General features: G+C 61.5%; 10 protein-coding genes. 9 read left to right on the top strand and 1 reads right to left on the bottom strand.

Annotation, left to right across the window (positions count from 1 at the left end):
- Positions 1-6 precede the first annotated feature (6 nt).
- Positions 7-960 carry a glutathione synthase gene (gene gshB, locus AB4O35_RS04045; RefSeq protein WP_065871939.1) on the bottom strand — a complete coding sequence of 318 codons (954 nt, stop codon included), beginning with the start codon at positions 958-960 and terminating at the stop codon, positions 7-9.
- 239 nt (positions 961-1,199) lie between these two features.
- Between gshB and pilG the strand changes: the two genes are divergently transcribed.
- The 9 genes from pilG to AB4O35_RS04000 all read left to right on the top strand — a co-directional run bounded on the left by pilG (position 1,200) and on the right by AB4O35_RS04000 (position 12,708).
- A complete protein-coding gene (gene pilG, locus AB4O35_RS04040) occupies positions 1,200-1,607 on the top strand; it encodes a twitching motility response regulator PilG (protein ID WP_049711119.1) in 408 nt (135 codons plus the stop codon).
- Between the two features lie 46 nt (positions 1,608-1,653).
- Entirely contained in the window at positions 1,654-2,019 is a 366-nt protein-coding gene (pilH, locus tag AB4O35_RS04035; RefSeq protein ID WP_014720320.1) for a twitching motility response regulator PilH, read from the top strand.
- Between the two features lie 12 nt (positions 2,020-2,031).
- Positions 2,032-2,556 carry a chemotaxis protein CheW gene (locus AB4O35_RS04030; protein WP_065871938.1) on the top strand — a complete coding sequence of 175 codons (525 nt, stop codon included), beginning with the start codon at positions 2,032-2,034 and terminating at the stop codon, positions 2,554-2,556.
- Positions 2,553-4,604: a methyl-accepting chemotaxis protein gene (locus tag AB4O35_RS04025; protein WP_065871937.1), complete on the top strand. Its 2,052-nt coding sequence runs from the start codon at positions 2,553-2,555 to the stop codon at positions 4,602-4,604. The genes AB4O35_RS04030 and AB4O35_RS04025 overlap by 4 nt, the downstream gene beginning before the upstream one ends.
- A gap of 81 nt (positions 4,605-4,685) precedes the next feature.
- The gene (locus tag AB4O35_RS04020; RefSeq protein ID WP_065891352.1) at positions 4,686-10,505 is read left to right on the top strand and encodes an Hpt domain-containing protein; all 5,820 of its coding nucleotides are present in this window, start codon (positions 4,686-4,688) and stop codon (positions 10,503-10,505) included.
- Positions 10,498-10,953 (top strand): chemotaxis protein CheW, encoded by a 456-nt coding sequence (locus AB4O35_RS04015; RefSeq protein ID WP_065891353.1) that lies wholly within the window; start codon positions 10,498-10,500, stop codon positions 10,951-10,953. The genes AB4O35_RS04020 and AB4O35_RS04015 overlap by 8 nt, the downstream gene beginning before the upstream one ends.
- 390 nt (positions 10,954-11,343) lie before the next feature.
- The gene (locus tag AB4O35_RS04010; RefSeq protein WP_065891354.1) at positions 11,344-11,727 is read left to right on the top strand and encodes a polymorphic toxin type 44 domain-containing protein; all 384 of its coding nucleotides are present in this window, start codon (positions 11,344-11,346) and stop codon (positions 11,725-11,727) included.
- A 4-nt stretch (positions 11,728-11,731) separates the two neighbouring features.
- Positions 11,732-12,124 (top strand): hypothetical protein, encoded by a 393-nt coding sequence (locus AB4O35_RS04005; protein ID WP_460149550.1) that lies wholly within the window; start codon positions 11,732-11,734, stop codon positions 12,122-12,124.
- Positions 12,125-12,453: 329 nt separating this feature from the next.
- On the top strand, positions 12,454-12,708 hold the full coding sequence (locus AB4O35_RS04000; protein WP_065871933.1) for a DUF6124 family protein: 255 nt from the start codon (positions 12,454-12,456) through the stop codon (positions 12,706-12,708).
- The last annotated feature ends 148 nt before the right edge of the window (positions 12,709-12,856 follow it).

The following is a 12,856-nucleotide window of genomic DNA, read 5'->3' as shown; positions in this document are numbered from 1 at the left end:
TCTATGTCACTTGGCTTGTAGCTTGTGCTCAATGGCGGCCATCAGCATTTCGCCGATGTTCGTGCCAAATGCATTGTCGATCTCGCGGATACAGGTCGGGCTGGTGACGTTGATTTCAGTCAGGTTCTCACCGATCACGTCCAGGCCGACAAACAGCAAGCCCTTTTCACGCAGCGTTGGACCGACTTGGGAGGCGATCCAACGGTCCTTGTCCGACAAAGGCCGTGCTTCGCCGCGCCCACCGGCCGCCAGGTTGCCACGGGTTTCGCCGGCTGCCGGGATACGCGCCAGGCAGTAATCCACCGGCTCGCCGTCGATCATCAGGATGCGCTTGTCGCCGTCCTTGATCGCCGGCAGGTAGGCCTGGCCCATGATCTGCTGGGTGCCAAGGGCGGTCAGGGTTTCCAGGATCACCGACAGGTTCGGGTCGCCCGCGCGGTGACGGAAGATCGAGGTGCCACCCATGCCGTCCAACGGCTTGAGAATCACATCGCCATGTTTGGCGGCAAATTCACGCAGCACATCGGCGCGGCGGCTGACCACGGTCGGCGGCGTGCACTGCGGGAACAGCGTGGCGAACAGCTTTTCATTGCAGTCGCGTAGGCTCTGCGGCTTGTTGACGATCAGTACGCCAGCGCGTTCGGCCTGCTCCAGCAGGTAGGTGGAGTACACGAATTCCATGTCGAACGGCGGGTCCTTGCGCATCAGGATCACGTCCAGATCGCTCAACGGGCTGTCGATTTCATCTTGCAGCTCGAACCACTTCTGCGGGTTGGCAAACACCTGCAGCGGGCGCATGCGTGCGCGGGCTTCGCCGTCGCCCTGGTAAAGATCGCGCTGCTCCATATAGAACAACGTCCAACCGCGGGCCTGGGCGGCCAGGAGCATGGCCAGCGAGCTGTCCTTTTTATAGGAAATGCTGGCGATAGGGTCCATGACAATGCCGACGCGAACGCTCATGGGGGATTTCCTCTAGCAAATAAGGGCACACAAAAGTGGCGTCAGAGTGGCGCTGCGGCTGTTGTGGGTCAAGGAAAAACCACCCGGCCGGTTGCTCGATAGATTGCGCCCGGAGACTGTGCTAAAAAGACTGCCACAGCGCAGCAGCCCTTGAATTCCAAGGCTTGCGGCGTTCATCCTGTGCAACATCAGGCAGTACACACCGAAAACCGATTCGCTGTGGCGATGGCAGAGCAGATATGGAACAGCAATCCAACGCCTTGAGAGTGATGGTGATCGACGATTCGAAGACGATCCGCCGCACCGCCGAGACCCTGTTGAAGAACGTGGGGTGCGATGTCATCACGGCCATCGACGGTTTTGATGCCCTGGCCCGGATTGTTGATCATCACCCGCACATTATTTTTGTCGACATCATGATGCCGCGCCTGGATGGCTATCAGACGTGCGCGCTGGTGAAGAACAACCCGGCGTTCAAGTCGATCCCGGTGATCATGTTGTCCTCCAAGGACGGCCTGTTCGACAAGGCCAAGGGCCGTACCGTGGGTGTCGATCAGTTTTTGACCAAACCTTTCAGCAAGGAAGAACTGCTGGGCGCAATCAAGGCCTACGTGCCTGCCTTCGCCGCAGTAGAACAAGCACACTGACACCGCCTCACAAGGGCCGGTGTCCACCTATGTAGTGGGGAAAACCATGGCACGTGTTCTGATCGTCGACGATTCGCCGACCGAAATGTACAAACTCACCGGCATGCTGGAAAAGCATGGCCACCAGGTCCTCAAGGCTGAAAACGGTGCGGACGGCGTGGCTCTGGCCCGCCAGGAAAAACCCGACGCCGTGCTGATGGACATCGTGATGCCGGGCCTCAATGGCTTCCAGGCCACGCGCCAGCTGTCCAAGGAGCCGGAAACCAACGGCATCCCGATCATCATCATCACCACCAAGGACCAGGAAACCGACAAGATCTGGGGGGCACGCCAGGGCGCCAAGGATTACCTGACCAAGCCGGTGGATGAAGAAACCCTGATCGCCACCCTGAACAAGGTGCTGGCCGGCTGACGGCACGTCATCATGACCGAGTCGCAAACCGCCTTTGAGCTGTTGCTGGACATCGACCGCCGCTGCCGCCTGCTGGCCGCCGACCTGCCGTCCCAGGAAACCCGCTTGCAACGTTGGAGCGGTATCGGCTTTCGCCTGGGGCAGCACTGGTATGTGGCGCCCATGGGTGAAGTCGCCGAAGTCCTGCATGAGCCGCGTTGCACTTTAATGCCCGGGGTCAAGGCCTGGGTCAAAGGCGTGGCTAATCTGCGTGGGCGCTTGTTGCCGGTGATGGACCTGGGTGGGTTCCTCGGCCTTGAACTGTCCAAGGCGCGCAAACAGCGGCGGGTGTTGGTGGTGGAATGTAACGACCTGTTTGTCGGGCTGCTGGTGGACGAGGTGGTGGGGATGCAGCATTTTGCACAAGACGCGTGGCTGGCGAACGCCGCACCCGACGCACCGTATATCCAAGGCTGGTTCGACGGCGACCAGCAGTGGCAGGTTTTCAGCCCCTTCGCCCTGGCCCAGGCCCCAGGCTTCATGGACGTTGCCGCATGACCACCGCCACCACGCCCAAACCCCAGGCCGGCTCGCGCAGCCGCTCGCAGATCATCGTGCTGTTTATTGCACTGATCGTGTTCATCATGTTGCTGTTCGCCAACTTTGCGTACCTCAACACCCAGTCGACCTATGACAAACAGTACATCGGCCACGCCGGTGAATTGCGCGTGCTGTCCCAGCGCATTGCCAAGAACGCCACCGAAGCCGCCGCCGGCAAGGCGGCTGCGTTCAAGCTGTTGGGCGAGGCGCGCAACGATTTCGCCCAGCGCTGGGGCTACCTGAAAAAAGGCGACCCGCAAACCGGGCTGCCCGCCGCGCCCAGTGCGGTACGCGCCGAAATGCGCGCCGTACAGACCGACTGGGAGGCGCTGCTGAAAAATACCGATGCGATTCTCGCCAGCGAACAGACCGTGCTGTCGTTGCATCAAGTTGCCGCGACGCTGGCCGAGACCGTGCCGCAATTGCAGATCGAGTCGGAAAAGGTCGTCGACATCCTGCTGCAACGTGGCGCCCCGGCCAGCCAAGTGGCGTTGGCCCAGCGCCAGTCATTGCTGGCTGAACGTATCCTGGGGGCGGTGAACACCGTGCTCGCCGGCGACGAAACCGCCGCGCAGGCCGCCGACGCCTTTGGCCGCGATGCCAACCGATTTGGGCAGGTGCTCAACGGCATGCTCCAGGGCAACCCCGGCCTGCGCATCACCCAGGTCGAAGACCGCGACGCCCGCGCGCGGCTGGCGGAAATTGCCGAGCTGTTTGAGTTTGTCTCCGGCTCCGTGGATGAAATTCTTGAGACCTCGCCGCAACTGTTCCAAGTGCGCGCATCGGCGAGCAACATCTTCAACTTGTCGCAAACCCTGCTCGATGAAGCCTCACACCTGGCCACCGGGTTTGAAAATCTCGCCGATGGGCGCAGCTTGGACACCATCGGTGGCTATGTGCTGGGCTTGCTGGCGCTGACCTCGATCATCCTGATCGGCCTGGTGATGGTGCGAGAGACCAACCGTCAACTGCATGAAACCGCCGAGAAGAACGAGCGCAACCAGAACGCAATCATGCGTCTGCTGGATGAAATCGAAGACTTGGCCGACGGCGATCTCACGGTGACCGCATCGGTGACCGAAGACTTCACCGGTACCATCGCCGACTCCATCAACTATTCCGTGGATCAGTTGCGCGATCTCGTCGCCACCATCAACCTCACCGCCGGGCAAGTCGCCGGAGCGGTGCAGGATACCCAGGCCACCGCCATGCACCTGGCCCAGGCGTCGGAGCATCAGGCCCAGCAGATCGCCGAAGCCTCCACCGCGATCAACCAGATGGCCCAGTCCATCGATCAGGTCTCGGCCAACGCCGCCGAATCGTCGGCAGTGGCGGAGCGTTCGGTGGAGATTGCCAACAAAGGCAACGAGGTGGTGCACAACACCATCCACGGCATGGACAACATTCGCGAGCAGATCCAGGATACCGCCAAGCGCATCAAGCGCCTGGGCGAATCGTCCCAGGAGATTGGCGACATCGTTAGCCTGATCGACGACATTGCCGACCAGACCAACATCCTCGCGCTCAATGCCGCGATCCAGGCGAGCATGGCTGGGGATGCAGGGCGCGGCTTTGCCGTGGTGGCGGATGAAGTTCAGCGCCTGGCCGAACGTTCGTCGGCCGCGACCCGGCAGATCGAAACCCTGGTGCGCGCGATCCAGGCCGATACCAATGAGGCGGTAATCTCCATGGAGCAGACCACCACCGAAGTGGTGCGCGGCGCGCGGCTGGCGCAAGACGCCGGGGTGGCGCTGGAAGAAATCGAAGGCGTGTCGAAGACCCTGGCGGCGCTGATCCAGAGCATATCCAACGCGGCGCAGCAACAGACCTCGTCGGCGGGGCAGATTTCGCTGACGATGAATGTGATTCAGCAGATCACTACGCAGACCTCGTCGGGCTCCACGGCTACGGCCGAAAGTATCGGTAACCTGGCAAAAATGGCCAGCCAGTTGCGCCGGTCGGTGTCGGGTTTCACCCTCCCGCCCCCCAAGCAAGTCGACGATTGAAATGCTTTCTAAAGAACACCACAGTTGATCTCCATTGTTCTTGGCAGCACCAGCAACCCACGAATTCTAAGCGGAGCAGTTATGGTTGATCGGCACGACTACGTGGCCCTCGAATGGGTCAAGGGCGACATTGCCGAAACCCTGAAACAGGCCCGTTCGGCGCTGGACGCGTATGTCGAAACCACTGACGGCGACGCAATAAGCGAGTGCCTGGCCGGCATCCACCAGGTGCATGGCGCGCTGCTAATGGTCGAGTTCTACGGCGCAGCGCTGCTGGCTGAGGAAATCGAAGAACTCGCCCTGGCCCTGCAAGCCGGGCGCGTCAGCCAGCACGATGAAAGCATCCGTCTGCTGCAACAGGCCCTCAACCAATTGCCGCTGTATCTGGAGCGTGTGCACAGCGCCCGACGCGACCTGCCGCTGGTGGTGTTGCCGCTGCTCAACGACCTGCGCAGCGCACGCGGCGAAAGCCTGCTGTCGGAGACCAGCCTGTTCAGCCCGCAACTGCTGTCGATTGCGCCGCTGCCCGACGAAACGCTGGCGCAACGCGCGGCGCCTGACCTGAAAGAGCAACTGCGCCGGTGGCACCAACTGCTGCAACAAGCCTTGGCGGGTTTGTTGCGCGAAGACCACGGCCCAAGCAACCTGGAAGACATGGCGCGAGTGTTCGCGCGTCTTGAAGCGTTGTGCCAGGGCGCGCCGCTGTTGCCACTGTGGCAAGTCACCTCGGCCTTGGTCGAAGGGATGCTCACCGGTGTGATCGCCAACAGCCCGGCCCTGCGCAGCTTGCTCAAGGCCAGCGACAAACAGCTCAAGCGCCTGCTCGCCCAGGGGATCGGCGGGGTCAACCAGCCGGCGCCGGATGAGTTGCTCAAAAGCTTGCTGTTCTATGTCGCCAAGGTCACCCGACCGACGCCGCGCATGCAAAGCCTCAAGGAACGCTACGGTTTGGATGAGGCCTTGCCTGACAGCGCGGTGGTCGACGCCGAGCGCGCCCGCCTGGCCGGGCCGGATCGCAATGCGATGGGCTCGGTACTCGGCGCGTTGTGTGAGGAGTTGGTACGGGTAAAAGAACGCCTCGACTTGTTCGTACGCAGCGACCGCCAGCACACCAATGACTTGGATGCGCTGCTCGCGCCGCTGCGGCAGATCGCCGACACCTTGGCCGTGCTGGGCTTCGGCCAACCGCGCAAAGTCATCATCGACCAGCTTGCTGTGGTGCTGAGCCTGGCTCAAGGTCAGCGCGAGCCCAACGATGCCGTGTTGATGGACGTCGCTGGAGCCTTGCTCTATGTCGAAGCCACACTGGCCGGCATGGTCGGTACCGTCGAGCCGGAAAGCCGCGAAGAAAGCCGCCTGCCGACTACCGACCTGACCCAGATCCACCAACTGGTGATCCGCGAATCCTGCCAGTGCCTCAAGCAAGCCAAGGAACTGGTGATCGACTGCATCGAAGCCGACTGGGACCGCCAGCGCCTTGAGTCCCTGCCGGAACTGCTGAGTCAGGTGCGCGGCGCCCTTGCGATGATCCCTCTGCCCCGCGCGGCGAGCCTGATGCGCGGATGCACCGATTACGTCGACGAGCAATTGATGGGCAACGATGCGCCGCCGTCCGAGGTGCAGCTTGCGCATTTTGCTGACGTGATCAGCAGCCTGGAGTACTACCTCGAACGCATGCTCCAGGATCCGGACGCCGCCGGCGAACGGGTGCTGGAACTGGCCACCCAAGGCCTGGCCGCACTGGGTTACCTGCCCGCCGAGAAACCCTGGCGCCAAGCCTTGGCTGCACCGGATGGCGCACTCTCGGGCGAGATCACGCCGAGCCAATCCCAGTTCGATGCGCTGGCCAGTCCAACGTCGCGCCTGAACCCGCCGGCCTTGCAACGCCCCGGCAGCCTGTTGCCGCCACCCGCCGACGAAGAACCCATCGACGACGAGCTGCTCGAAGTCTTCCTTGAAGAAACCGACGAAGTCCTCGAAGCGCTGCACCGCTACCTGCCCAACAGCGCCGACAAAACCGCCCAGGGCGAAATGCGCCGTGCTTTCCATACCCTCAAAGGCAGTGGCCGCATGGTGCGCGCCCTGGTCCTGGCGGAGCTGGCCTGGGCCGTGGAAAACTTGCTCAACCGCGTGCTGGAACGCAGCGTTGTCCTGGGCCCCGAGGTGCAACAGGTGCTGGATGAAGCGGTGGCCTTGCTGCCGGAGCTGATCGCCGACTTCGCCACCGACGACCAACACCAGCGCGATGAAGTCGACGCCCTGGCTGCACGTGCCCACGCCTTCGCCAGCGGTACGCAAGCGCCGGTCGCAGAGTCCCACGACCCGATGTTGCTGGAGATCTTCCGCAACGAAGCCCAAAGCCATCTGGACAGCCTCAACCACTTCCTGCAACAGGCTGCCGAGCATGTGCCGCTGCAAGTCAGCGATGAGCTGCAACGCGCCTTGCACACTCTTAAGGGCAGCGCCTACATGGCCGGCGTGTTGCCCATCGCCGAACTGGTGCGCCCCCTCGACCACCTGACCCGCGAATATAAAGCTCACCGCCTGCCGCTGGACCTGGACGAAGTGGAGTTGTTGCTGGAAGCCGAAGACCTGTTCCAACGCGGGCTGCGTGATTTGGACAGCGATCCCTTGGCGCCGATCAAAGGCGCAGAGGACTTGATCAGCCGCACCCAACGCCTGCTGGATCACCAGCTCGAAGCACTGCTCGACGCGCCGAGTACCGGCTTGCACATCAAGCGTGACCCGCAACTGATCGCCAACTTTCTGGCCCAGGGCATGGACATCCTGCTCGACGCCGAAAGCCTGCTGCGCCGCTGGCAAGAGCACCCCGGCGAGCGCCAGGAACTCACCGCGCTGCTGGACGAATTGACCACGTTGGGGGAGGGCGCGCACGTTGCCGACCTGCACGCCATCGACGAACTCTGCGAAGCCCTGCTCGACCTCTATGGCGCCGTGGAAGAGAGCAGCCTGGCCGTCAGCGAGCGGTTTTTCCAAGAAGCTGAGCAAGCCCATGAAGCGCTGATCAGCATGCTCGACCAGTTGGCCGCCGGCCAGGAAGTCAGCCCGGCCCCGGCACGGGTCCACGCCCTGCGCGGTCTGCTGAACGAAGCCCTCGATCCGTCCGCCACCGGCCTGATCAAAAGCGACGGCAGCCGCACGCTGAGCATTTCCGAGCTGGGCGCCGCCACGCAGCAGTTGGAGCATGAAACGGCGATAGACGACGAGATTGTCGACATATTCCTCGAAGAAGCCGTGGACATCCTCGACAGCGCCGGGCAGTCGCTCAAACGCTGGTTGCTGGAGCCCGACAGCGCCGCACCGTTGTCGTCGTTGCAGCGCGATTTGCACACCCTCAAGGGCGGTGCGCGCATGGCCGAAATCGGGCCGGTGGGTGACTTGGCCCATGAGCTGGAGTGCCTGTACGAAGGGTTGGTGGACCGCCGCTACAGCTACTCCCCCGAGCTGTCCCTGTTGCTGATGGCCAGTCATGAGCGGCTGGCCTTGCAGCTTGAAGAACTGCAACAGCACCAGCCCCTGAGCGATGCCAATGAGCTGATCGCCCCGTTGCGTGAGTTCCGCCAGAACAGCACACCTTCCGCACCGGCCGAGGCGCCTCAAGCGTCGGGCGCTGATCCTGAATTACTGGATATTTTCCTCGAAGAAGCCGCCGACATTCTCGACAGCTCAGGCAGCGCATTGCTGCGCTGGCAGGCCGAGCCCGGTAATCGACAGGAAGTGGAAACTTTGCTGCGCGACTTGCACACCCTCAAGGGCGGCGCGCGCATGGTCGAAATTGCGCCCATTGGCGACTTGGCCCATGAGCTGGAATTTCTCTACGAGGGCCTGTCCGCCGGCTTGCTCGCGCCCTCTGCGGAGCTGTTCGCGTTGCTGCAAGGTTGCCATGACCGCCTGGCGCAGATGATCGACGCTGTGGCGGATGGCCTGCCTGTAGGCTCGGTGGACAAACTCATCGAACGCATCAAAGGCCTGGTGCACCCAAACGTAGAGCCGGTAACGCCCGTGGCGTTGCCAGCCGGCAAGACGGAAGCAGTCGTCGACCCGGCGGCCGACATGGTGAAAATCTCCGCCGAGCTGCTCGACGACTTGGTCAATCTGGCCGGTGAAACCTCGATCTTCCGTGGCCGAATCGAGCAGCAAGTCAACGACGCACGCATTGCCCTGACGGAAGTGGAAACCACGATCGAACGCATGCGCGATCAACTGCGCCGTCTCGACACCGAAACCCAAGGCCGCATCCTCAGCCGCCAGCAGGCCGAGGCCGAACGCCTGGGCTACGAAGAGTTCGACCCGCTGGAAATGGACCGCCATTCGCAGTTGCAGCAGCTGTCCCGCGCGCTGTCCGAATCCGTCTCCGACCTGCTTGACCTCAAGGACACCCTTGAGCGCCGTAACGAGGATGCGCACGACCTGTTGCAGCAACAGGCACGCATCAACACCGAGTTGCAAGAAGGCCTGATGCGCACGCGCATGGTGCCGTTCGAACGCATGCTGCCGCGCCTCAAGCGCATCGTGCGCCAGGTAGCGGGCGAGTTGGGCAAAGACGTGGAGTTCATCGTCGGCAACGCCGAGGGCGAGATGGACCGCAACGTGCTGGAGCGCATGGCGGCGCCGCTGGAACACATGCTGCGCAACGCCGTCGACCATGGCCTGGAACCCCGCGATGTGCGGCTGCTGGCCGGCAAGCCGGAAAAGGGTCGCATCACCCTGGACCTGACCCATGAAGGCGGCGACATTGTCTTCGATATGCGTGACGACGGCGCCGGTGTGCCGCTGGAAGCGGTGCGGCGCAAGGCGATCAAGCGTGGCTTGCTCGACCCCAATCAAGAGATCAGCGACCGCGACGTGTTGCAGTTCATCCTGCAGCCTGGGTTCTCCACGGCGGAGAAGATCACCCAGATTTCCGGGCGCGGCGTGGGCATGGACGTGGTGCATGAGGAAGTGCGTCAGTTGGGGGGCTCGATGGTCATTGACTCGACGCCGGGCGAGGGTGTGCATTTCCGCATTCGCCTGCCATTTACCGTGTCGGTCAACCGCGCGCTGATGGTGCAGTGTGCGGACGATCAATACGCGATCCCGCTCAACACCATCGAAGGCCTGGTGCGCGTGCTGCCGCATGAGTTGGCCGGGCACTATCAGCAGGATCCGCCGTGTTATGAGTACGCCGGCCAGCGCCACGAGTTGTTCTATCTCGGCGACTTGTTGCAGACCGTCAGCCGCCCGAAACTGTTAGGCCAGTACCAGCCGGTGCCGGTGCTGTTGGTGCAGTGCAATGAGCGGCGCGTTGCCATCCATGTGGACGCCATGGCCGGCACGCGGGAAATCGTGGTCAAGGGGCTCGGCCCGCAGTTTGCAGGTGTACAGGGCTTGTCCGGCGCGACGATTCTGGGCGATGGGCGTGTGGTATTGATCATCGACTTGCTGGCACCTATCCGCGCCCGTCAACCCGCGTTGCCGGCTCAAGCGGCTGACGTGCCGCTGATCCTCAACGACCCCCTGAAAAAGCGCCCGCTGCTGGTGTTGGTGGTGGACGATTCGGTTACCGTGCGCAAAGTCACCAGTCGCCTGCTGGAGCGCAACGGCATGAACGTGCTCACTGCCAAAGACGGCATCGACGCGCTCGCTGTGCTTGAAGAACACACCCCGGACCTGATGCTGCTCGACATCGAAATGCCGCGCATGGACGGCTTCGAAGTGGCGACCCAGGTGCGCAATGACCCGCGGCTGATGCGCCTGCCGATCATCATGATCACCTCGCGCACCGGCCAGAAACACCGCGACCGCGCCATGGCCATCGGCGTGAATGACTACCTCGGCAAGCCGTATCAAGAGTCGGTGCTGCTGGAAAGCATCGCCTACTGGAGCAAGTCCCATGCTTGACCACCGCACCAGCCAACTCACCGGCCTGCTCCTGCCCCTGGCCGACCGCCACCTGGTGCTGCCCAACGTCGCCATCGCCGAGTTGATCGACTTCCAGCGCGGCGAACCGGCCAGCGATGCGCCGCCGTGGTATTTGCGGCAAGTGGCGTGGCGGGACCGGCAAATCCCATTGATCAGCTTTGAAGCGGTGTGCGGCGAGGCCAGCGTGACCGGCGAGCGCTCGCGGATTGTGGTGTTGAATGCCTTGGGCGGCCGGCCGACATTGAAGTTTATTGCGCTGGTGATCCAGGGGATTCCGCGCTCCTACAAGCTCGACAGCGAGTTGAGCTACGTGGATGTGCCGCTGTGCCCGCTGGAGTTGGCGGCGGTGCAAGTGGGGGAACATGTGGCGAAGGTGCCGGACCTGATGGGGTTGGAAGCTCTATTGGTAGAGTCCGGCCTGGCCTGAGCCTCCACCCTCAAACCCTGTGGAGATCAAAATGTGGGAGCGGGCTTGCTCGCGAATACGGTGGGTCAGCTACACAAGTATCAACTGTCAGTCCGCATTCGCGAGCAAGCCCGCTCCCACACTGGATTGCGCTCGTCTCAGATATTCACTCAATCCGCGCAAACCGCTTCCTGCATACCTCTTTTGTGGCGAGGGAGCTTGCTCCCGCTGGGGCGCGAAGCGGCCCCAAAACCTACCGCCGCTTTTGTTTGATCGTTCCTTATCGTGCGCCATCAATGTAGGGCTCGGACTGATAGCGTGTCTGAAATTTCTGTAAGTCTCACCTCCGTATTTTTACTGATTTTTGAGTGCTAGTTTTTATCGCTCAACCCCATCAGCAAGGATTCGCAAATGGCCGTCCCTCCCATGCCTTCGGGCGTTTCGCTGCAAGACAACATCGCCTTGGCCAACAACCGTAGGATGCATCTTAAGCCGGGCTCGGCGTTCACCTATTCGTGGTTTTACTCACAGGTCAGGGGGCGCGGTCCTTGGGACTATAAACAGAAAAGCCGTGAGTACGAGGCATTCGGTAACTTCAACTATGGCGTTACCGGAACGGTGTTGGGTATTCCCGAGGGTGTGTTGTTACGAGCGGCAGGAGCAGCGCAAAAAGCGGCGGGTACGTCTCGGGTAGAGTTTGGAGACTGGTGGGGTGATGCGCCTTATGGCGACGATCATAGTGACCAGCACTGGATAAAGGAGGGTATCGAATATGCCAGGGCCCAAGGGTACTAAGTGGATGGTGCAAGGTCTGCTCAATGGGCTGTTGGTGGTGTGTCTGGGCTATTTGGGCTTTGGTTGGCTGATGAGCCCTGGAGCGCCGGAGTTGGATGAGGTGGTGCTCAAGTACTCTCTGAGTAACGGCAAGTCGATCTACGGGGTTCGGGATGGTCAGGGTGGTGCGACGGTCGGATTTTCCTACAGGTATTACATTCATGAGGACATGGATACTGATCAGGAGATACTTACCGGGCTGGTCTCGAAATATCCTTTTCTGAAAACCAACGCGCCGGATTTTCAAGTGATCCGGCAGGATGGCGTCATCCACCTCATTGTTCGTGGTGAGGTTTATGAGTACCGCAGCTATCCGCTTGAAGGTTTGGGGGCTGTGAGCATAGACATGAAGTTGTAGAGCGGCTGGCTTCGGATTTTTCCTGCAAGATTTTGGGCAGTGCATGAACTTGTCGCGTGCAGCCAGCGCACCTAGTCTTCGTCCCGTCATCGCAAAAAACGGTGACACGGACGTGCAAGTCCGACGAAACTGTTTAGGCGTGCAAACGCCCAGCCAACCAACGGGCGTTTTTTGTGCTCGTTGCTTTATGGCGGCTGCGCGCAGGAGGTCTTTGGACCTGCTGGGTGTCCTAAACAGGCCCGGTCTTGCACACCTGCGCACGGTCGCCACCCTCATTCGCGTGCAAGCGAAACGGTGGCGCTCCTTACTTACTGTTTAGGAGCTTCATCATGGTCAAACCTACCCCCAATCCGCCCCTCTTTACCGTAAACCCTACCCAAACCACCGAAACCCTGCTGGTCAATGCCAGCGAAACCCTGTCTTCCCTCAACGCACTCACCTGCAACCTGGCCTTCGACCTGGACGCTTCCCAGCGCGCAATCATGCTGGGGATTCAGCAAATGGCTGAGTTCGGACAATTGTTGGTCGAAAGGGCGTTGGAGCAAGTCAGCCCGTCGCCGGAGGTGGTCCCAAAAAGGGACTGATCGGTCCCTTAATGGGACTGCTATCTAACAAACAACATCGGGCAAATGTGGGAGCGGGCTTGCTCGCGAAGGCAGGGTGTCAGTCCATGCAACTATTACTGACCCACCGCATTCGCGAGCAAGCCCGCTCCCACTTTTGATTGACGGC

This window comes from Pseudomonas sp. H1_A03 (assembly GCF_054685145.1).
This window is presented reverse-complemented; position numbering and strand designations above follow the sequence as displayed.